Origin of the sequence: Actinomadura madurae (assembly GCF_900115095.1) — a bacterium.
Classification (GTDB): domain Bacteria; phylum Actinomycetota; class Actinomycetes; order Streptosporangiales; family Streptosporangiaceae; genus Spirillospora; species Spirillospora madurae.
Genome location: NZ_FOVH01000009.1, coordinates 318,676 through 339,302 on the forward strand (window position 1 = coordinate 318,676; position 20,627 = coordinate 339,302).

Below are 20,627 nucleotides of genomic sequence, written 5' to 3' on the forward strand. Positions count from 1 at the left end.
CCTTCTATCGCAGCGGGGCGGTCGGACCGCCCGGCGAGTCGTAACGTCCATCGACGACGGCCTGCGCCAACGCGCCCACCTCGTCCTCGCCCAGCCGGCGGTACCCGTCCGACGTCACCGACGCCACCACGGGAAAGATCCGGCGCGTCAGATCGGGACCACCCGTCGCCGAATCGTCATCGGCCGCGTCGTACAGAGCCTGCACGCACACCAGCGCCGCATCCTCCCCCGACAGATCCGGCCGGTACAGCTTCTTCAGCGCACCACGCGCGAACACCGACCCCGAACCGATCGAATGGAAGTCCCGCTCCTCGTACCGGCCGCCCGCCGGATCGTAGGAGAAGATCCGCCCCTCGTCCCGATCCTCGTCGTAGCCCGCGAACAGCGGCACCACCGCCAGACCCTGCATCGCCATGCCCAGGTTCTGCCGCACCATCGTCGCCAGCCGGTTCGCCTTCCCCTCCACCGACAGCGTCCGGCCCTCACGCTTCTCGTAATGCTCCAGCTCCACCTGGAACAACCGCACCATCTCGATCCCGATCCCGGCCGTCCCAGCGATCGCGATCGCCGAGAACTCATCCGCCCGGAACACCTTCTCGATGTCGCGCTGCGCGATGACGTTGCCCGCCGTCGCACGCCGGTCCCCCGCCATCACCACCCCGCCCGGGAAACCCACCACGACGATCGTCGTCCCATGCGGGATCTCGTCACCCGCACGCGACGCGGGCGGCGTCCGCCCACCGGGCAGCAGCTGCGGGGAGTACGCCCCGAGGAACTCCGTGAACGACGACGTGTCCGGGCTCGCGAACAACCCCGGCAGACGTCCGGTGTACGAATCGTGGGACGCCACGCGACTCCCTTCCCCTCCACATGCGCCGGATTCTCGACCCCCCGGCGCGGACGTCTACGACCCTACTGTTCAAGGTCGCCCGCGCGCATGCCACGCGATCCCCGGCCCGATCAGCCCACGGCGAACCCGCCCCCAACGCCCGCGAGCCACGGCACGGCAGCGGGGCGGCACGGCCACGGCATCCCGCAGTCCGGCCGCCCCGCCCGCTCTCACACCGACCCCGGCACGCCGACCGGCTCCGAATCGTCCCACGGAGGGAAGTCCAGCTCCTCGTCGAACGGAAGCGTCTCCTTCCGGTACTGGCCGTCCTCCTCCCAGAGGGCCTTCCAGCCACCTCGCGGAACCGACGCCGGATCGACGTCCGGAACCGTCAACGAGAGCCGCGCACCGCCGTCCTCAGTGGCCACCGTCTTCACGAGCCGACCCGTGACGTAGTCCGCCGCCCGCCGAAGCGTGATCGGATCGTCCCGCAGTTGGCCCATCCCTGTGTTGCACTCTGCGCACGCCAGGCCGCGCACCATACCGGTCGTGTGGTCGTGGTCGACGTGCTCGGCCGGGAGGTCGGAGCACACCGCGCAGAGGCCGACCTGCAACTTCAGGAGCCACTGCGTGTCCTCGTCGTTGATCCCGTACTTCTGGCGCAGGTGGTAGTGCCGCGCCGACTGCGTCGTGTTCTTTGCCGTCCGCCAGAACGGATCCCACCGGACGCGGCCCGGCCCGCCGAAGACCCGGGCGCCGATCTCGATGTGCATCCGCCGTGCGTGGGAACCCCGCAGCTCCAGGTAGTCCGCCGCCAAGCGCATCCGAACGGGGTCGTCGTGGAACTGCCCCAGCCCGCCGTTGCACTTGAAGCAGAGGATGCGGCGGACGAGGCCGGTCAGATGGTCGTGGTCGACGTGCTTGGCATCGGCCCGGAGGCAGATGGCACAGACACCGCCCTGCTCGGCGATCATCCGCTCGACTTCGGCCTCGGTGACACCGTACCTGCGCACGAGCTGCCAGTTGCGCCCACTTCCGTAATTCCGGATTCTCCCTTCCGCCATGGCGGCCGCGTGACAGGGACGGCAGTACGTGGTAAGCCCGGACTTTTCTGCGCGATTCCTACCGAATTCACCCACTGACTTTACCTGGTCACAGCGAGCACAACATTTCATGCCCTCTGGAACGTGCTGGCGCCTCCGGTAGGCCCTGACCTCTTTGCCTGAACTCGCCTGCTTCTTCCTGTAGTAACGGCCGTTACGCAGCCCGAAGCAGACCTTGCAGTAATACGCGAGGCCGTCTTTGGACGCTTTGAGCTTCCAGAACTCTGACGTCGACTTTGTTTCCCCGCAGTCGGGGCACCTTTTCGTTGACATGGGCGAGACTTTACCGTCCCGCCCACGTCAACGCACCTTATTCGATTATCAGAAGAAGGCCTTTTCCCGCCTCACGGAATGTCCGTTTTGGGGGTTACTGTCCGCCTTTTTGAATGTATGCCCGGACAAAGTCTTCTGCGTTCTCTTCCAATACTTCGTCTATTTCGTCCAGAATTGAGTCCACGTCGTCCGTGAGCTTCTCCTGGCGCTCCTGCACGTCCTCGGTGGTCGTGGCCTCGGTCTCTTCGACCTCTTCCGTGCGCCGGGTGGTCTGCTTCTGACCGCCGGTGTCCTTCGTGGCCATTCGGTACCTCCGCTCTGCCGGTCCTTCGACCCTATCTCCGATCTTCGGCCGCCAGCGGATCTTGAAGACCCGTTTCGCCGCCTCCACCCCGGGGGCCGGGGACTTGCTCGGGTTATCGCCGGTCGGCGCACCAGCGAAACGGGCATAGCGGTCACGAAACCGAGACCTCGGCCGTCGGCGCAGGTCAGCGAGGTGTGTTCGAATTCGATAGCGGCGCTATCCGACGGGTGCGCGAACGGGCCGGGCGGCGTTGTCGCCGCCCGGCCCGGAGGAGGTCTGGTTCAGCTCTGGCCGGTGAGGGTGGCCACGAGGTCGGCCGCGGTACGGCAGCGGTCCAGGAGCGCGCCCACGTGCTGCTTGGTGCCGCGCAGCGGCTCCAGGGTGGGGACGCGCTGCAGCGACTCCCGGCCGGGGACGTCGAAGATGACGGAGTCCCAGGAGGCGGCGGCGACGGATTCGGCGTACTGGCGCAGGCAGCGGCCGCGGAAGTAGGCGCGGGTGTCCTCGGGCGGGTCCTCGACGGCGTCCTGGACCTCGGCCTCGGTGATGACGCGGTCGATGCGGCCGCGGTCGACGAGGCGGTTGTAGAGGCCCTTGTCGGGGCGGATGTCGGTGTACTGGAGGTCGACGAGCTGCAGGCGCGGGTGGGACCAGTCGAGGCCGTCGCGGCTGCGGTAGCCCTCCAGGAGGGAGAGCTTGGCGACCCAGTCGAGTTCGCGGGAGAGCTGCATGGGGTCGTCGCCGAGGCGGTGCAGGACGGACTCCCAGCGGTCGAGGACGTCCCGGGTCATCTCGTCGACGTCGGCGCCGAAGCGGTCCTCGACGTACTTGCGGGACTGCTCGAGGTACTCCATCTGGAGTTGGACGGCGGTCATCTTGCGGCCGTCGCGGAGGGTGAGCAGGTGCTTGCAGGACGGGTCGTGGGAGACGGCGCGGAGTGCGGCGACGGGCATGTCGACGGAGAGGTCGACGGTGAGGAAGCCGTCCTCGATCATGGCGAGGACGAGGGAGGTGGTGCCGAGCTTGAGGTAGGTGGAGAGCTCGGCCATGTTGGCGTCGCCGATGATGACGTGGAGGCGGCGGTACTTCTCGGGGTCGGCGTGGGGTTCGTCGCGGGTGTTGATGATGGGGCGTTTGAGGGTGGTCTCGAGGCCGACTTCGACTTCGAAGAAGTCGGCGCGCTGGCTGATCTGGAAGCCGTCGCCGCGGCCGTCGACGCCGATGCCGACGCGGCCGGCGCCGCAGACGACCTGGCGGGAGACGAAGAAGGGGGTGAGGTGGCGGACGATGTCGGCGAAGGGTGTCTCGCGGCGCATGAGGTAGTTCTCATGGCAGCCGTAGGAGGCGCCCTTGTTGTCGGTGTTGTTCTTGTAGAGCTGGATGGGGTGGGTGCCGGGGACGAGGGCGGCGCGCTGGGCGGCGTCGGCCATGACGCGTTCGCCGGCCTTGTCCCAGATGACGGCGTCGCGGGGGTTGGTGCATTCGGGTGCGGAGTATTCGGGGTGGGCGTGGTCGACGTAGAGGCGGGCGCCGTTGGTGAGGATGACGTTGGCGAGGCCGAGGTCTTCGTCGGTGAGCTGGGTGGGGTCGGCGACCTCGCGGGCGAGGTCGAAGCCGCGGGCGTCGCGGAGGGGGTTCTCCTCCTCGAAGTCCCAGCGGGCTCTGCGGGCCCGTGCGGCCGATGCCGCGAGGTAGGCGTTGACGACCTGGGAGGAGGTCACCATCGCGTTGGCCCCTGGCTGGCCGGGTACGGAGATGCCGTACTCGGTCTCGATGCCCATCACCCGCCGAACACTCATATCGTCGAGCCTATCGGGGCCTGGAGGGTGGAGCCATGGGGCCCGCTGTTCGCGGCGGGTGTGGCGTGGCAGGCGTAGGCGGCGGCCCCTGGTGCGGGGGCCGCCGCGTACGGTGTCACGGTCCGGGCCGGGTTACAGGTATTGGCCGGTGTTGGCGACGGTGTCGATGGAGCGTCCGGCTTCGGAGCCCTTGGTTCCGGAGACGAGGGTGCGGATGTAGACGATCCGCTCGCCCTTCTTGCCGGAGATGCGGGCCCAGTCGTCGGGGTTGGTGGTGTTGGGCAGGTCCTCGTTCTCGCTGAACTCGTCGACGCAGGCGGCGAGGAGGTGGTTGACGCGGAGGCCTTTCTGGCCGGTGTCGAGGAACTGCTTGATGGCCATCTTCTTGGCGCGGTCGACGATGTTCTGGATCATCGCGCCGGAGTTGAAGTCCTTGAAGTAGAGGACTTCCTTGTCGCCGTTGGCGTAGGTGACCTCCAGGAAGCGGTTCTCCTCGCTTTCGGTGTACATGCGCTCGACGGTGCGCTGGATCATGGCCTCGATGGTGGCGTCGGTGGAGTTGCCGTGTTCCTTGAGGTCGTCGGGGTGCAGGGGCAGTCCGTCGAGGATGTACTTGGAGAAGATGTCCTTGGCGGCTTCGGCGTCGGGTCGTTCGATCTTGATTTTGACGTCGAGGCGGCCGGGCCGCAGGATCGCGGGGTCGATCATGTCCTCGCGGTTGGAGGCGCCGATGACGATGACGTTCTCGAGGCCTTCGACACCGTCGATCTCGCTGAGGAGCTGCGGGACGATGGTGTTCTCGACGTCGGAGGAGACGCCGGATCCGCGGGTTCGGAAGATGGAGTCCATCTCGTCGAAGAAGACGATGACGGGGGTTCCGGCGGAGGCCTTCTCCCGGGCGCGCTGGAAGACGAGGCGGATGTGCCGCTCGGTCTCGCCGACGTACTTGTTGAGGAGTTCGGGGCCCTTGATGTTGAGGAAGAAGCTCTTGCCTTCCTGGCCGGTCTTCTCGGCGACCTGTTTGGCGAGGGAGTTGGCGACGGCCTTGGCGATGAGGGTCTTGCCGCATCCGGGGGGTCCGTAGAGCAGGACGCCCTTGGGTGGCCGGAGCTGGTGCTCGCGGAAGAGGTCGGCGTGCAGGTAGGGCAGTTCGACGGCGTCGCGGATCATTTCGATCTGCGATCCGAGGCCGCCGATCTCGTTGTAGGAGATGTCGGGGACCTCTTCGAGGACGAGTTCTTCGACCTCGGCCTTGTGGATCTTCTCGTAGGCGTATCCGGAGCGGGGTTCCAGCATGAGGGAGTCGCCGGCCCGGAGGGGGACGCCGCGGAGGGGTTCGGCGAGCTTGACCACGCGTTCCTCGTCGGCGTGCGCGATCACGAGGGCGCGTTCGCCGTCGTCGAAGAGTTCCTTGAGCATGACGACTTCGCCTTGCTCTTCGAACTCGAGTGCTTCGACGACGTTGAGGGCCTCGTTGAGCATGACCTCTTGGCCGCGCTGGAGTTCGTCGACGTCGACGGCGGGGCTGACGTTGACGCGGAGTTTGCGTCCGCCGGTGAAGATGTCGACGGTTCCGTCGTCGCGTGTCTCGAGGAAGACACCGAATCCGGAGGGTGGTTGTGCGAGCCTGTCGACCTCCTCCTTGAGCGCGACGATCTGTTCGCGAGCCTCTTTGAGGGTCGCTACGAGTCGCTCGTTCTGCCCGGTTACCGCGGCCAGGTTGGCCTGTGCCTCGTGGAGGCGTTCTTCCAGTACACGTACTTGGCGGGGGGATTCCGCGAGCTTGCGGCGCAGCACGGAGATCTCCTCCTCCAGGAAGGAGATCTGCGTTTGGAGGTCTCTGACCTCCTTTTCGTGCTGCGCCCTGCGCGCCCCAGCATCGTCACGAGCGGCCACGCCCCGTCACCTCCTCACGAAGAGAGCCGACGACCTACTGAGACCCTACCTATCTGGAGGGCTTCCGTAACCTGCCCATTCGGTGTTCGTGTCGTGCGGGGGTGTTCGGGGAGGGTTGCGGGGGGTGTCGTGGGGGTGGTGTGGGGTGGGGTGTTACGGCGCTTGGACCTGCGGTTTCGTGGTTGTGGGCGGGGTGTGGCGCGGGGGTGGGCGGCGGGGGTCGCGGGAATGTGATCTAGGACTCTGCGGTGGGGCCGGGCGTGGCGTGTCCGTTGGGGGCGGGGTGGGCGCCCTTGGCGGGGCGGCGGCGGCGTGCGGGCGGGGTGACGCCGTCGGCGAGGCGGCGGGCGGTGACGAGGAAGCCGGTGTGGCCGATCATGCGGTGGTCGGGGCGGACGGCGAGGCCGTCGACGTGCCAGGTGCGCAGGAGGGTTTCGACGGCGTGGGGTTCGGCGAAGGCGCCGTGGGCGCGGAGGTCTTCGACGATGCGGGACATCTGGGTGGTGGTGGCGATGTAGGCGCAGATGATGCCGCCGGGGTTGAGGGCTTTGGCGACGGGGTCGAGGGTTTCCCAGGGGGCGAGCATGTCGAGGACGACGCGGTCGGCGCCGGTGTCGGTGAGGGCGTCTTCGAGGGAGCCGACGGTGAGGGTCCAGGAGGGGTGGGGGGCGCCGAAGAACTTCTCGACGTTGGCGCGGGCGATGTCGGCGAAGTCGGGGCGGCGTTCGTAGGAGTGGACGTGGCCGTGTTCGCCGACGGCGCGGAGGAGGAAGCAGGTGAGGGCGCCGGATCCGGCGCCGGCTTCGATGACGCGGGCGCCGGGGAAGATGTCGGCCATGGCGATGATCTGGGCGGCGTCCTTGGGGTAGACGACGGCGGCGCCGCGGGGCATGCGGAGGGTGAAGTCGGTGAGGAGGGGGCGGAAGGCGAGGTATTCGGTGCCGCCGGTGGAGCGGTAGACGGTGCCTTCGGGGCTGCCGATGATGTCGTCGTGGGGGACGGAGCCTTTGTGGGAGTGGTAGTGCTTGCCGGGTTGGAGGGTGATGGTGTTGATGCGGCCTTTGGGGTCGGTGAGCTGAACCTGGTCGCCGGGGCGGAAGGGGCCGGTGGAGGCGCGGCCGGGTGTGGGGGTGGTGCGGTGCGGCGTGGGTTCGCTCATGGAGGTCAAGGCTAGCGGCGGGTGGGGGCGGGTTCGGCCGTGCCGCGGGTGGGGGCGGGGGGTTCAGATGCCGGTGAAGGCGCGGTCGACGTCGGTGGTGGCGAGGACTCCGTAGACGCGGCCGTCGGGTTCGGTGAGGAGGTATTCGGTGGCGGGTGCGCGGCGGAGGGCGTCGATGAGTTCTTCGCCGGTGAGGGTGGCGGGGAGGATGAGGTCGTCGTCGATGCCGCGGGAGAGTTCGCCGGCGGTGATCCAGGGGCGGCGGTGTTCGGGGGTGGCGGTGACGGCCTTCTCGTTGACGAGGCCGAGGGGTCTGCCGTCGTGGTCGGCGATGACGATGGCGCCGGCGTGGTCGTCGTGGGCGCGGCGGATGGCTTCGGCGAGGGGGGTGTCGGCGGTGACGAGGGTGGCGCGGCGGGCGAGGTGGCGTGCGGAGAGGAGGGGGATGCGGTCGCGCACGCGTTCGGCGCGGATGGCCTGGGTGGCGCCGACCCAGATGAAGGAGGCGACGAGGGCGGACCAGAGGAGGGCGAGCCAGCCGATGCCGCCGTCGTCGGCGGTGGTGTAGGTGGCGAGGTAGGCGCCGGCGATGAGGCAGGCGATGGCGACGGCGCGGCCGACCCAGCCGGCGAAGACGGCGCCGTTGCGGCTGTTTCCGGTGGCTTTCCAGACGGCGGCGCGGACGAGGCGGCCGCCGTCGAGGGGGAGGCCGGGCAGGAGGTTGAAGAGGCCGACGAGGAGGTTGGCGAAGGTGAGGGCTTCGAGGAGGAGGAGTGCGACGTCGGGGAGGGTGAGGGTGGCGTGGGCGAGGAGGCCGGCTCCGGCGAGGAGGAGGTTGGTGAGGGGGCCGGCGAAGGCGATGAGGAATTCGCGGCCGGGGGTGGGGGCTTCGCGTTCGATGGCGGTTTCGCCGCCGAGGATGTGGAGGGTGACGGAGCGGACGGGGAGGCCGAAGGCGCGGGCGGTGACGGCGTGGCTGAGTTCGTGGACGAACACCGAGCCGTAGAGGAGGGCGGCGTAGGTGAAGGCGACGAGGTAGCTGGCGGGGCGGGTGACGACGTCGTGGACCTGTCCTTCGAACATGATGGTGACGAGGGCGGCGACCAGGAACCAGCTGGGCGAGACGTAGACGGGGACGCCGAGGATGCGGCCCATGCGGAGGCCGGGGCGGTCGGGGCCGTCGCCGTCGGGGCCGGGGGCGCCGGCGGGTTTTCTGCCCTGGGTCGGGGGCGCGCTGTGTGTCACGTCTTCGATGCTACGGCCCCGGGTGGGGCGGGGTGGTGGCGGGCGTGCCGGGTTGTGGGGCGGGTGCGGGATTTTCGTCGGGGGTGTCGCCTACGCTGCTGTGCCATGACGACGACGGAGGCGGATGGCGGGGTTTCGGCTGTGGCGGTGGTGGGGTCGTTGTCGCCGTCCCGGGCGGGCGATTTCATGACGTGTCCGCTGTTGTACCGGTTTCGGGTAATTGATCGGATTCCGGAGCGTCCGAGCGCGGCGGCGGTGCGGGGGACGCTGGTGCACGCGGTGCTGGAGCGGCTGTACGACCTGCCGACGGGGGCGCGGACGCCGGAGGCGGCGCTGCGGATGCTGGGGCCGGAGTGGGAGCGGCTGCTGGAGGCGGAGCCGCAGCTGGCGGAGCTGTTCGAGGACGGCGAGGCCGGGGACGCCGACCGCGAGGAGTGGCTGGGCCAGGCGCGGCGGATGGTGGAGCGGTACTTCACGCTGGAGGATCCGCGGCGGCTGGAGCCGGCGGAGCGCGAGCTGTTCGTGGAGACGGTGCTGGATTCGGGGCTGAAGCTGCGGGGCTACATCGACCGGGTGGACGTGGCGCCGAGCGGCGACGTGCGGATCGTGGACTACAAGACGGGCACGGCGCCGCGGGCGGATTTCGAGGCGCGGGCGCTGTTCCAGATGAAGTTCTACGCGCTGGTGCTGTGGCGGTTGCGGGGGCGGGTCCCGCGGTTGCTGCAGCTGATGTATCTGGGCAACGGGGAGATCCTGCGGTACGAGCCGGACGAGGCGGATCTGCGGGCGACGCAGCGGAAGGTGGAGGCGCTGTGGGCGGCGATCCGGCGGGCGATGGATTCGGGCGAGTGGCGGGCGCGGACGGGGCGGCTGTGCGACTGGTGTGACCACAAGGAGCGGTGCCCGGAGTTCGGGGGCACTCCCCCGCCGCTGCCGTCGGCGCCGGTGGACCGCCCGTCGCCCGCGGACCTGGAGGGGGCGCCGGCGGGGGCGGGTACGGCGCTGGTGCGGGAGCACGACGATCTCTAGGGTGGGGCGGGCGGCGCCCGCGTCATCCTTGGGGAGGACGGCGGATCCGCGTCCAGGAGGGGGCTGGACCTGCCGCGGCCTCCTAGGGTGAGTGTCGTGTCACCCCGCATCCGTGGTCTTCATGCCGTCCGCGCCTGGTTGCAGGCGCGTCCGACGGCGGCTGACGCGTTGCTGGCGCTGGGGCTGCTGGTGGTGGGCCTGCCGCAGGTGTTCGTGGGCGAGTTCCCGCGGGGCGACGGCCTGGAGGACTTCCGCGACCCGGACGTGTGGGACGGGCTGCTGGTGGCCGTGGTGACGCTGGCGCTGGCGTGGCGGCGGCGGTATCCGATGCCGGTGCTGATCTTCATCATCGGCGGGGAGCTGGTGCTGTCGGCGGCGCAGTATCCGCCGTCGGTGCCGGACGTGGCGGCGTTCCTGATCGCGGTGTACAGCGTGGCGGCGCATCGGGGGCTGGCGCAGAGCGCGCTGGGCGGCCTGACGGCGTTCGTCTATTTCGTGGTGTATCTGGTGATGCTGCCGTTGGCGATCTCGCCGGTGGTGGTGATCACCGACTGCGCGCTGGTGATCGGCGTGTGGGTGCTGGGCCGGAACCTGCGGCTGCGGCGGGCGTACTTCGCGGAGTTGGAGGACCGGGCGGCGCGGCTGGAGCGGGCGCGGGGCACCGACGCGCGGGCGGCGCGGATCGAGGAGCGGTCGCGGATCGCGCGGGAGCTGCACGACGTGGTGGCGCATCATGTGAGCGTGATGACGGTGCAGGCGGGGGCGGCGCGGCGGATCATCGACCGGGACTCCGACAGCGCGCGGGAGGCGATGTCGACGATCGAGGAGGTCGGGCGGACGGCGCTGAGCGAGATGCGGCGGATCGTGGGGGTGCTGCGGACGGACCGGGACGCCGAGCAGGCGGGGCGGGAGCTGGCGCCGCAGCCGGGCCTGGGCGATCTCGGGGAGCTGCTGGACCATGTGCGGGAGACGGGGCTGTCGGTGCAGCTGTGGATCGAGGGTGAGGCGCGGTCGCCGTCGCCGGGGGTGGACGTGGCGGCGTTCCGGTTGATCCAGGAGGCGCTGACGAACACGCTGAAGCACGCGGGTCCGCAGGCGCGGGCGTGGGTGCGGCTGTACTACGGGGACGACGATCTGACGGTGGAGATCGAGGACGATGGGCGTGGCACGGCGACGTTCATGGCGGACAACGGGGACAATCCGGGTCATGGGCTGGTCGGCATGTACGAGCGGGTCGCGCTGTACGGTGGCGAGTTGAAGATCGGGCCGCGGGTGGGCGGCGGGTTCGGTGTTCGGGCCCGTTTCCCGCTGGAGGCGTGAGCGGGCCGGCCGCCGGGCGGCGGGTCCGGCGGGGCCGTAGGGTTGGCAGGGGCGCCGTGGAGCGGCGGTCCGGTGAGGCGAGGAGCTGGGCGATGATCGGTCCGGAACTGCGGCGGGCTGGGGCGGCGCGATGACCGCGGTGCGGGTGCTGCTCGTCGACGACCAGCCGCTGCTGCGGACGGGGTTCCGGCTCATCCTGGAGGCGGAGGCCGACATCGCGGTGGTCGGCGAGGCCGGGGACGGCGCGGCGGCGGTGGAGATGACGCGGTCGCTGCTGCCGGACGTGGTGCTGATGGACATCCGGATGCCCGGGGTGGACGGGATCGAGGCGACCCGCCGGATCATCCGGGAGGGCGCGGCGTCGCACGACCCGAAGGTGCTGATCCTGACGACGTTCGACCTGGACGAGTACGTGATCGAGGCGGTCCGGGCGGGTGCGAGCGGGTTCCTGCTGAAGGACTCCCCGCCGGAGGACCTGGTGCAGGCGATCCGGATCGTGGCGGAGGGCGACGCGATCGTGGCGCCGTCGGTGACGCGGCGGCTGCTGGACAAGTTCGCGAACCGGCTGCCGTCGGTGCGGGACGCGGCGCCGCCTCCGGGGCTGGACACGCTGACCCAGCGGGAGCGCGAGGTGCTGGCGCACGTGGCGCGCGGCCAGTCGAACGCGGAGATCGCGGCGGAGCTGGTGGTCAGCGAGACCACGGTGAAGACGCACGTGGGGAACGTCCTGGCGAAGCTGGGGCTGTGCGACCGGGTGCAGGCCGTGGTGTACGCGTACGAGACGGGGCTGAGCAGGCCGGGCCAGAGCTGACCGGGCCGGAGCCCGCCGTACGCCGCGGGCCGCGGGCCGAAGGCCGAGGTCCCGGTGTGGATCTCAGGGTGGACCCCTGAGACACCCCTGGCGTACGGGGGGTCGGGGTCTACTCCGGTAGGACGACTGGACGCCGGATCCTCCTGCCGTGGGTGGACGGCCAAGTCCGTTCCTTGGGTGCATCACACGGAAGGAACGGGCTTCTACTGTTTCAAGTGTCGGACCGCCGGGGGTCAACAACGCGGTCCGGGCCCCCTTTCCTGGCTCACTCACACACGGGAGTTTCACGTGACGAACACCGCCCCATCGACCGCCGGCGCGCAGACCGCGCCCGGGGCGGGCGACTTCGCCGCTCGTGCCCAGCAGATCGCGAAGGTGTACGGGCGCGGCGACGCCCAGGTCGTCGCGCTCGACGGGGTCACCGTCGGCATTCCCCGCGGCCGGTTCACCGCGATCATGGGCCCGTCCGGGTCCGGGAAGTCCACCCTCATGCACTGCATGGCGGGGCTGGACTCGGTGGACTCCGGGCAGGTGTTCATCGGTGACACCGACCTGACCCGGCTGAAGGACAAGCAGCTGACCCGGCTGCGCCGCGACAAGATCGGGTTCATCTTCCAGGCGTTCAACCTGGTGCCGACGCTGACCGCGCTGGAGAACATCACGCTGCCGATGGACATCGCCGGCCGCAGGCCGGACAAGGACTGGCTGGACGGCGTGATCGACACGGTGGGGCTGCGGCCGCGGCTCAAGCACCGGCCGAGCGAGCTGTCGGGCGGGCAGCAGCAGCGGGTGGCGTGCGCCCGCGCCCTCGCCTCCCGGCCCGAGATCATCTTCGCGGACGAGCCCACCGGGAACCTGGACTCGCGGTCCGGCGCCGAGGTCCTCGGCTTCCTGCGCGAGTCGGTGCGGCGGATGGGCCAGACCATCGTGATGGTCACCCACGACCCGTCCGCGGCGGCCTACGCCGACCAGGTGCTGTTCCTGTCCGACGGGCAGATCGTCGACACGATGACCGGGCCGACCGCCGAGCGGGTCCTGGAGCGCATGAAGGGCTTCGACTCCGCCGGCCACAACACCCGCCCCGCGGGCACGCCGGAATCCGGGGTGTCGGCGCGATGATGGGCAAGGTCACGCTCCGCAACCTCGCGGCGCACAAGATCAGGCTGGTGCTGACGGCCGTCGCGGTGATCCTCGGCGTCGCGTTCGTGGCCGGCACGCTGATCTTCACCGACAGCATGAACAAGCAGTTCGACGAGCTGTTCAGCCGGGTCGGCACGAACGTCGCCGTGGACGTGCGGGCCAAGAAGGTCGTCGACGGCGACGACGACGGCATGGCGGCGCAGCCGGTGCCGGCGACCGTCCTGAAGTCGCTGCAGGGCGTCGAGGGCGTCAAGGACCCGCAGGGCAACGTCAACGGGTACGCGGCCGTCGTCGGCAAGGACGGGAAGATCGTCGGGACGGCGCAGGACGGGCCGCCGCAGATCGGCGCGAACTGGACGGGCGGCGGGTCCTACGACCTGAAGTCGGGGCGCGCCCCGCAGGGCCCGGACGAGGTCGTGATCGACGCCAGGACGGCGGAGAAGGGCAAGCTCGCCGTCGGCGACACCACGCGGGTCGTCACCGCCGGGCCGCCCGCCGACATGCGGATCGTCGGGCTGGTCGACACCGGGAACCTGATGGGCGCGACCCTCACCGCGTTCGACACCCCGACGGCGCAGCGGCTGATGCTGAAGCCCGGCTACTTCAGCGACATCGAGATGGGCTCGGCGGGCGTGCCGGAGGCCGAGCTGCGCGACCGGGTCGCCCGGGTGCTGCCGGCCGGCATGGAGGCCGTCACCGGTGAGCAGCTCCGCGAGGAGTCCAAGAGCGACATCGCGCAGATGATGGGCTTCTTCCGCACGTTCCTGCTCGTGTTCGCGCTCATCTCGATCTTCGTCGGGTCGTTCATCATCTTCAACACGTTCTCGATGCTGGTCGCGCAGCGGACCCGCGAGCTGGCGCTGCTGCGCGCGATCGGCGCGGCCCGCGCGCAGGTGACGCGGGCGGTGATCGGCGAGGCCGTCGCGGTCGGCGTGGTCGGGTCCACCCTCGGCCTCGCGGCCGGCGCGGGCCTGGCGTCGCTGCTGCAGTCGCAGATGGGCGACGCCGGGCAGGGCGGGCTGACGTTCACCGCGACCCCGGTGATCTGGTCGTACGCGGTGGGGATCCTGGTGACGGTCGTGTCGGCGTACTTCCCGGCCCGCCGCGCCGCGAAGATCCCGCCGGTGGCGGCGATGCGCGACGACGTGGCGCTGCCGCAGCGGTCGCTGCGGATCCGTGTCGCGCTCGGGTCGCTGCTCACCCTCGCCGGTGCCGGGCTGATCGGCGTCGGGCTCGCCGGGAACGGCGGGAACCCGGCGATCCCGGTCGGCGCGGGCGCGTTCGCGGTGTTCATCGGCGTGACGATGCTCGCCCCGGTGATCAGCGTGCCGGTGATGAAGGTGCTGGGCGCGCCGTTCGCGCGGCTGCTGGGGTCGCCCGGCCGGCTCGCGCGGCAGAACGCGCTGCGCAACCCGCGCCGCACCGCGGCGACCGCCGCCGCGCTGATGATCGGTCTCGCGCTGATCACCACGGTGAACGTGCTCGGCGCGACGATGCGGGCGTCGGTCGACAAGCAGGTGGACGCGCAGTTCGGCGCCGACTACCTCGTCCAGGCCGAGGGCGCCGGCGGCGTCGGCGCGGAGGTCGCGCAGAAGATCGGGTCGACGCCCGGGGTGACGGCGGCGTCCGCCACCTACGAGGGCGACGCGAAGATCGCGGGGAAGAAGGCGTCGTACATGTCCGGCGACGTCCCGGCGATCGTCAAGGGCGCCAAGCTGGACATCACCTCCGGTGGGGCGTCGATCGGCGGCACCGGGATGATGGTGGACGAGAAGACCGCGGAGGACAACGGCTGGAAGGTCGGGACGGCGGTCCCCGTGCAGTTCACCGACGGGAAGACCGAGCGGCTGACGGTGACGGGCGTGTACGCCAAGAGCGACCTGATCGGCAGCCGCATCATCTCCCAGCAGGCGTACCTGCGGCACACGGTGAAGCCGTCGGTGGACGTGATCGTGGTGGACGCCGCGGCGCCGTCGGCGGCGACGAAGACGGCGATCGAGTCGACGCTGAAGGGCTACCCGAACCTGAAGGTGTCCGACCAGGCGTCGCTGAAGGAGGACGCCCGCAAGCAGATCGACGGGTTCGTGACGTTCCTGACGATCCTGCTGGTCATGTCCGTGATCATCGCGGCGGTCGGGGTCATCAACACCCTCGCGCTGTCGGTGATCGAGCGGACCCGCGAGATCGGGCTGCTGCGCGCGATCGGGATCTCCCGGCGGCAGCTGCGCCGCATGGTCCGGCTGGAGTCCATCATGATCGCCGTGTTCGGCGCGGCGCTCGGCATGGGGATCGGGGTGGCGTTCGGCGCGGCGCTGCAGAACGCGCTCGCCGACCAGGGCCTCGGCGTCCTCGCCGTCCCGTACGGGACGCTGCTGGTCTACCTGGTGGTGGCCGCGGTCATCGGCGTCCTCGCGGCGCTGTGGCCGGCGTGGCGGGCCGGGCGCATGGACGTCCTCAAGGCGATCTCCACCGAGTGACCGGCACGCGGCGGCCGTGAGCCGGCAGGCCGTGACGGAGCGGCCGCGACGGGAAAGACCCGGTCCCCCCGAAAGGGCGGGGCCGGGTCTTTCCTCGTGCGGGAGGCACGCCGGGAGAGGCTACTCCGCGGGCTCCGGGGCGTCGGCCGCGCCGTCGCCGGCGGGGGCGGGCGCCACCGCGGCCTTGGCGACCGCGTCGGTCGCGCTGACCGTGGTGTTCTCCGGGAAGTGGCAGGCGGCCTGGTGCCCCGGGGACAGCTCCACCAGGGGCGGCTCGACCTGCTTGCAGATGTCCTGCGCCTTCCAGCAGCGGGTGTGGAACCGGCAGGCGGGCGGCGGGTCCAGCGGGCTCGGCACGTCGCCCTGCAGCCGGATCCGCTTGCGCTCGCCGCGCTCGCTCGGGTCCGGGATCGGCACCGCCGACAGCAGCGCGTTGGTGTAGGGGTGCATGGGCCGCTCGTACAGGTCGGCCCGGTCCGCCAGCTCCACGATCTTGCCGAGGTACATGACGGCGACGCGGTCGGAGATGTGCCGGACCACCGACAGGTCGTGCGCGATCACCACGTAGGTGAGGTCGAGCTCGTCCTGCAGGTCCTCCAGCAGGTTGACGACCTGCGCCTGCACCGACACGTCCAGCGCCGACACCGGCTCGTCCGCGATGATCAGCTTGGGCTTCAGGGCCAGGGTGCGGGCGATCCCGATGCGCTGCCGCTGCCCGCCGGAGAACTCGTGCGGGTACCGGTTGTAGTGCTCGGGGTTCAGGCCGACCAGCTCCAGGATGTCCTGGACGGCCTTCTTCACGCCTTCCTTGGCCTCGATGTTCTGCAGCCGGAACGGGGCCCCGACGATCGCGCCGACCGTCTTGCGCGGGTTCAGCGACGAGTACGGGTCCTGGAAGATCATCTGGAGGTCGCGGCGGAGCGGCCGGAGCCGGCCCTGCGACATGTGGGTGATGTCCTCGCCCTCGAAGGTGATCTTCCCGAAGCTCGGGTCCAGCAGCCGCATGATCATCCGGCCGGTGGTGGACTTGCCGCAGCCCGACTCCCCCACCAGCCCGAGGGTCTCGCCCTTGCGGACCGAGAACGACACCCCGTCGACGGCCTTCACCGCCGCGACCTGGCGGCGCAGCAGCCCCGCCGTCACCGGGAAGTGCTTGCCGAGGTTGTCCACCTCCAGCAGCGGCTCCCCGTCCCGCGGGGCGCGGGTCCCCTCGTCCGCGGCGGCCTGCCCGGCCGGCGTCTTGGTCGTGTTCACAGTCTCGTTACCACCCGTGCTCGTCACAGCTTCGCCCGGATCTCGTCGTTCCAGATCTTCCGCCGCTTCTCCAGGGAGAGATGGCACGCCGCCTTGTGGCCCGGCTCGACCTCCAGCAGCTCGGGCCGCTCGGTCGTGCTCTTGCCGTCGTTGAGGTCGGCGTAGGGGCAGCGGGGATGGAACGCGCACCCGGACGGCACGTTGATCAGGCTCGGCGGCGACCCCTCGATCGGCAGCAGCCGCTCCGACCGCTCCCGGTCCAGCCGCGGCATCGAGCCGAGCAGCCCCCACGTGTAGGGGTGCAGCGGCCGGTGGAACGCGTCGTCGACCGAGGCGTACTCCGCGGCGCGGCCCGCGTACATCACCAGGATGTCGTCCGACAGCTCCGCGACCACCCCGAGATCGTGGGTGATCATGATGACGGCGGAGTTGAACTCCTCCTGCAGGTCGCGGATCAGATCCAGGATCTGCGCCTGGACGGTCACGTCCAGCGCCGTCGTCGGCTCGTCGGCGATCAGCAGCTCCGGGTCGCACGACAGCGCCATCGCGATCATCGCGCGCTGCCGCATGCCGCCGGAGAACTGGTGCGGGTAGTCGTCCACCCGCTTGTCCGGCCTGGGGATGCCGACCTTGCCGAGCATGTCGATGGCGTGCTTGCGGGCGACCGCCTTCGACACGTCGTTGTGCACCCGGTAGGCCTCGATGATCTGGTGGCCGACCGTGTAGAAGGGGTGCATCGACGACAGCGGGTCCTGGAAGATCATCGCCATGTTCCGGCCGCGGAGGCGGCGCACCTCGGCCTGCGAGGCGCCGACGATCTCCTTGCCGTCCAGCCAGATCTCGCCCGACACGTCGGCGTTGCGCCGGTTGTGCAGGCCGAGGATGCCGAGGCTGGTGACGCTCTTGCCGGAGCCGGACTCCCCCACGATCCCGAGGGTGCGGCCGCGCTCCAGCTGGAACGACAGCCCGTCGACGGACTTCACCAGGCCGTCGTCGGTCGGGAAGTGGATCTTCAGGTCGCGGACCTCGAGGAACGCCGTGGGGGCGTCGCCGGTGCCCGCGGTGTCCGCGGCGGGCGCGGTGCCGGTCATCAGCCCAGCCTCACTCTCGGGTCGACGATGGCGTACAGCATGTCGACGACCAGGTTGATCATGACGATGGAGGTCGCCGTGAGGAGCGTGACGCCGAGCACCATGGGCAGGTCACCGCCCCGGATCGAGCTGATCGCGAGCTGCCCGAGCCCCGGGATCCCGAAGGTGTTCTCGGTCAGCACCGCGCCGCCGAGCAGCAGGCCGAGGTCCAGACCGAAGATCGTGAGGATCGGGGTCAGCGACGCGCGCAGCGCGTGCTTGGTGACGACGGTCCTCTCCGGCAGCCCCTTGGCGCGGGCGGTGCGGATGTAGTCCTCGTTCATCGTCTCCAGCATGCCCGCTCTGGTGAGCCGCGCGTACATCGCCGCGTAAAGGAACGCGAGCGTCACCCAGGGCAGCACCAGCGCCTGGAACCACCGCACCGGATTGTCGGTGAACGGGGTGTAGCTGCCGCCGCCCGGGAAGATCTTGAGTGTGTAGGAGAACAGCGCGAGGGACACCAGGCCGGTGAAGTAGATCGGGAGCGACACACCGCTCAACGCGATGATCATTGTCGTTCTGTCCCAGATCGTTCCTCTTCGCAGCGCCGACACCACGCCGGTGGTGATGCCGCCGGCGAGCCAGACGATCGCGGCGCCGAGCGCCAGCGACGCCGTCGCCGGGGCGCGGTCGAGGAGGGTCTCCAGGACCGGCTGGCTGCTGCGGAAGGAGTACCCGAGGCACGGCGCGGGGCAGTGGTCGGTGACCGGGCCGGCCTTGTAGTCCTTGCCGACCGCGATGGCCTTCAGGTAGTTGCCGTACTGCACGATGACCGGCTTGTCGAGGCCGAGCCGTTCCTTGGTGTCCTGGATGGCCTCGGCGGTCGGGGCCTTGCCGACGTAGGACGCCGCGATCTGGTCGGTGGTCTGCCCCGCCAGCTTCGGAAGCCAGAAGAAGATGCCGAAGGTCACCAGGCTGACCAGCAGCAACATGATGACGGCACCGATGAGGCGCCGGATGATGTATGCGAACACATTGCTCGGCCCCACCCGCCGGCCGGCGGGACCTGTGGGTCCCGGCACGGCCGGCGGGCGTCGCCTTCACCTGCCTTCAGATGGACGCACGGACGAGCGGAGTGTCACTCCACGCCCATGTTCAGGTAGTCGTACATGCCGCCGTAGGCGTAGGTGATGCCCGCGTTGGTGACACGCTTCGGCCGGTACATCAGGGCCTTGGCGTAGATCAGCGGCACCTCCATGCCGGACTGCATGACCAGCTTGTCGATCTCACCGTAGGCCTTCATCCGGGCGGCCTTGTCCGGGTTGGCGATCGCGTCGTCGAGCGCCTTGTTGATCGCGGGGTCGTCCAGCTCGGCGAGGTTGTTGCCGCCGGACGGCTTGATCGCGTCACCGTGGACGATCTGCGCCAGGAAGCCGTAGCCGGTCGGCCAGTCCGCGGCCCACGCCATGATCATCATACCGATGCCGTGGTCGTGCACGTACTTCGGCACGCCGACGTACTTGTTGAAGTAGTCACCGGCCGGGAACTGCACGATGCTGACCTTGATGCCGACCTTGGCGAGGCTCTGCTGGATCGCCTCGGCCATCGCGACTTCCTTCGGCCGGTCGGACCGCGCCGAGATCTTGCTGCTGAAGCCGTCCGGCTTGCCGCAGGCCTGCAGCTCCTGCTTGGCCTTGTCGAGGGTGGCCTGGTCGAGACCGCCGCCCTCGGCCTGCTTCTGCGGGTACAGGTCGAACTTGGTGTAGCCCTCCACCGACGGCGGCAGCACCGTGGTGGCGACGTCGCCGCCGGCCAGCGGGCCTCCGTAGGCGGTCTGCGCGGCGACCTTGTCGGTCGCGTACTGCACGGCGAGCCGGCAGTGGATGTTGTCCAGCGGCTTGACGTGCTGGTTCAGCGACATGAACCGCAGGAAGCCCTGGACGGGGTTGTCGACGTACGGCTTCTGCTCGGGGGTCAGCACCTTCGGCTGGGTTCCCGACTGGACGCCGACACCGGTGATGTCCATGTCCAGCGCGCCGGACAGCAGCCGCTGGTCGATGTCGTCCGCGTTCTGCTTGAGCTGGATCTCGATCTTGTCGGGCAGCGCCTTGCGGATCGGGTCCGTGCTCTGGTTCCAGTGCGGGTTGCGCGACAGGGACATCGACTTGCCGCGCGTGTAGTTGTCGACCTTGTACGGACCGCTGGAGAGGATGGAGGTCTCGTACTTGGTGCCGGTGTCCTTGGCCTTCGGCACCGGCATGGTCTGCGACATCGCGACCAGGTAGTCGAACTCCTGGAACGGCGTGTTCAGGTGGAAGACGATCGTCTGGTCGTCGGGGGTCTCGATCGACTTCAGGCCGGCGTCGCTCTTGTCATCGTACGGGCCCTTGTAGGCGGGCTTGTTGTCGACGAGGTACTGCTTGAAGTACTTCGGCCCGAGCTGCAGCTCCTTGGTGTAGTTGCTGCGCTCGACCGCGTACTTGACGTCCTTGGAGGTGACCGTGGTGCCGTCGGCGTACTTGACGCCGGTGCGCAGCTTGTACGTCCAGGTCTTGCCGCCGTCGCTGGACTGGCCGAGGTCGGTGGCGAGGTCGGGGACGACCTCGTTGCTCTCCTGGCCCGCGGCGGGCTTGAACGTCGTCAGGGCGCGGCCGTACTGGCGGGCGATGTTCTGGGAGAACGCGTAGTACGTGTTGCCCGGGTCCGGCGAGTCGAAGTCGTCGGAGTCGCCGAGCTTGAGCGTCCCGCCCTTCTTGTCCGACTTGTTGACGACCTCGTTGACGCCGGCGTTGTAGCCGGGCCCGCTCCCGGATTCTCCGGAGTCTCCGCCGCCACAGGCGGCGAGCCCCGCGGCCGCGACCACCCCGGCCGCGAAGACCGCGATTGGTCTCATCTTGTTCATGTGCAGGCGCACCCCT

General features: G+C 69.8%; 16 protein-coding genes. 5 read left to right on the top strand and 11 right to left on the bottom strand.

All coding sequences use genetic code 11. The features are described 5' to 3' along the window. Nucleotides 1–4: 4 nt before the first annotated feature. From prcB to BM339_RS25630, 7 genes are all read right to left on the bottom strand, one after another. The gene (gene prcB / locus BM339_RS25600) at nt 5–850 is read right to left on the bottom strand and encodes a proteasome subunit beta (RefSeq protein WP_021593621.1); all 846 of its coding nucleotides are present in this window, start codon (nt 848–850) and stop codon (nt 5–7) included. Nucleotides 851–1,059: 209 nt separating this feature from the next. After that, nucleotides 1,060–2,205, bottom strand: a complete 1,146-nt coding sequence (locus BM339_RS25605) for an endonuclease VII domain-containing protein (protein WP_083597889.1) — start codon at nt 2,203–2,205, stop codon at nt 1,060–1,062. 94 nt (nt 2,206–2,299) lie between these two features. Continuing rightward, the gene (locus BM339_RS25610) at nt 2,300–2,509 is read right to left on the bottom strand and encodes a ubiquitin-like protein Pup (protein WP_021593619.1); all 210 of its coding nucleotides are present in this window, start codon (nt 2,507–2,509) and stop codon (nt 2,300–2,302) included. Nucleotides 2,510–2,790: 281 nt separating this feature from the next. Beyond that, complete coding sequence (gene dop, locus BM339_RS25615) at nt 2,791–4,308, bottom strand: depupylase/deamidase Dop (RefSeq protein ID WP_024935909.1); 1,518 nt, start codon at nt 4,306–4,308, stop codon at nt 2,791–2,793. Nucleotides 4,309–4,440: 132 nt separating this feature from the next. Beyond that, nucleotides 4,441–6,204, bottom strand: a complete 1,764-nt coding sequence (gene arc, locus BM339_RS25620) for a proteasome ATPase (RefSeq protein WP_021593617.1) — start codon at nt 6,202–6,204, stop codon at nt 4,441–4,443. A 235-nt stretch (nt 6,205–6,439) separates the two neighbouring features. Continuing rightward, nucleotides 6,440–7,363 (bottom strand): tRNA (adenine-N1)-methyltransferase, encoded by a 924-nt coding sequence (locus BM339_RS25625; protein WP_021593616.1) that lies wholly within the window; start codon nt 7,361–7,363, stop codon nt 6,440–6,442. A gap of 63 nt (nt 7,364–7,426) precedes the next feature. Further along, on the bottom strand, nt 7,427–8,608 hold the full coding sequence (locus tag BM339_RS25630; protein ID WP_075022451.1) for a site-2 protease family protein: 1,182 nt from the start codon (nt 8,606–8,608) through the stop codon (nt 7,427–7,429). Nucleotides 8,609–8,713: 105 nt separating this feature from the next. Here BM339_RS25630 and BM339_RS25635 point away from each other — a divergent pair, with 105 nt between their 5' ends. The 5 genes from BM339_RS25635 (at nt 8,714) to BM339_RS25655 (ending at nt 15,385) form a co-directional block, all read left to right on the top strand. Next, nucleotides 8,714–9,637 carry a RecB family exonuclease gene (locus BM339_RS25635; RefSeq protein ID WP_024935908.1) on the top strand — a complete coding sequence of 308 codons (924 nt, stop codon included), beginning with the start codon at nt 8,714–8,716 and terminating at the stop codon, nt 9,635–9,637. 96 nt (nt 9,638–9,733) lie between these two features. Then, nucleotides 9,734–10,957, top strand: a complete 1,224-nt coding sequence (locus tag BM339_RS25640) for a sensor histidine kinase (RefSeq protein WP_024935907.1) — start codon at nt 9,734–9,736, stop codon at nt 10,955–10,957. Between the two features lie 130 nt (nt 10,958–11,087). Further along, the gene (locus tag BM339_RS25645; RefSeq protein WP_075022452.1) at nt 11,088–11,768 is read left to right on the top strand and encodes a response regulator; all 681 of its coding nucleotides are present in this window, start codon (nt 11,088–11,090) and stop codon (nt 11,766–11,768) included. 288 nt (nt 11,769–12,056) lie between these two features. Next, complete coding sequence (locus BM339_RS25650) at nt 12,057–12,887, top strand: ABC transporter ATP-binding protein (RefSeq protein WP_021593611.1); 831 nt, start codon at nt 12,057–12,059, stop codon at nt 12,885–12,887. Next, nucleotides 12,884–15,385, top strand: a complete 2,502-nt coding sequence (locus BM339_RS25655; RefSeq protein ID WP_256255452.1) for an ABC transporter permease — start codon at nt 12,884–12,886, stop codon at nt 15,383–15,385. Before BM339_RS25650 ends, BM339_RS25655 begins: the two co-directional genes overlap by 4 nt. A gap of 120 nt (nt 15,386–15,505) precedes the next feature. On the opposite strand, the gene BM339_RS25660 is transcribed toward BM339_RS25655, so the two are convergent. The 4 genes from BM339_RS25660 to BM339_RS25675 all read right to left on the bottom strand — a co-directional run bounded on the left by BM339_RS25660 (nt 15,506) and on the right by BM339_RS25675 (nt 20,602). Further along, on the bottom strand, nt 15,506–16,639 hold the full coding sequence (locus BM339_RS25660) for an ABC transporter ATP-binding protein (RefSeq protein ID WP_021593609.1): 1,134 nt from the start codon (nt 16,637–16,639) through the stop codon (nt 15,506–15,508). A 23-nt stretch (nt 16,640–16,662) separates the two neighbouring features. After that, nucleotides 16,663–17,730, bottom strand: a complete 1,068-nt coding sequence (locus tag BM339_RS25665; RefSeq protein ID WP_021593608.1) for an ABC transporter ATP-binding protein — start codon at nt 17,728–17,730, stop codon at nt 16,663–16,665. Next, nucleotides 17,730–18,743 carry an ABC transporter permease gene (locus BM339_RS25670; protein WP_021593607.1) on the bottom strand — a complete coding sequence of 338 codons (1,014 nt, stop codon included), beginning with the start codon at nt 18,741–18,743 and terminating at the stop codon, nt 17,730–17,732. Before BM339_RS25670 ends, BM339_RS25665 begins: the two co-directional genes overlap by 1 nt. A gap of 104 nt (nt 18,744–18,847) precedes the next feature. Further along, nucleotides 18,848–20,602, bottom strand: coding sequence for an ABC transporter substrate-binding protein (locus BM339_RS25675; RefSeq protein ID WP_143118589.1), 1,755 nt, complete (start codon nt 20,600–20,602; stop codon nt 18,848–18,850). Nucleotides 20,603–20,627 lie beyond the last annotated feature (25 nt).